Below are 511 nucleotides of genomic sequence, written 5' to 3'. Positions count from 1 at the left end.
GGGTTGGGTAAGTTTTTCAAACCAATTAAACATAACAACTACTTTGGTTACCGCGAATAAATTTGCGGACGTTTTACTATCTTTTGATACAAAAGTCAGTAAAATACCGAAACAAAAGTTCAAATGATAATAATTACAATTAAGTTTCTTGTTAAATATAATTGTCGGGAATGTATTTATGACGAAAAATAACTTACTGACCGTTGCGATCCGTAAAGCAATGGTTTGTGCGATTGCGCCTACAGTAGCAGTGGTTGCGCTTTCAGCGAACGCACAAGATGACGTTACCGCGATGGAAACCATCACCGTCACAGCACAAGCGTTAAAAGTAGAAACACCAGCGGCAGAAACACCACGCAGCGTTTCTATTATCTCTGAAGACGAACTTCGCGTTCGCGCACCGCAAAAATTGGACGAAGCATTACGCTACACATCTGGCGTAACCGCTCAGCCTTATGGCGCCGACAACGACACCGATTGGTTCAAAGTTCGCGGTTTTGATGCTGCGACT

Annotated in this window: 1 protein-coding gene; it reads left to right on the top strand. The window is 42.7% G+C overall.

Going from position 1 to position 511, the window contains the following annotated elements:
• Positions 1-178: 178 nt before the first annotated feature.
• Positions 179-511, top strand: a 333-nt coding sequence (locus tag R7R24_RS30545; RefSeq protein ID WP_154215836.1) for a TonB-dependent receptor plug domain-containing protein, incomplete at its 3' end; no start/stop codon positions are given.

It is taken from the genome of Vibrio sp. 704, from assembly GCF_033339295.1.
Note: the sequence above shows the minus strand (reverse complement) of the source record. Positions and strands in the feature narration are given on the sequence as shown.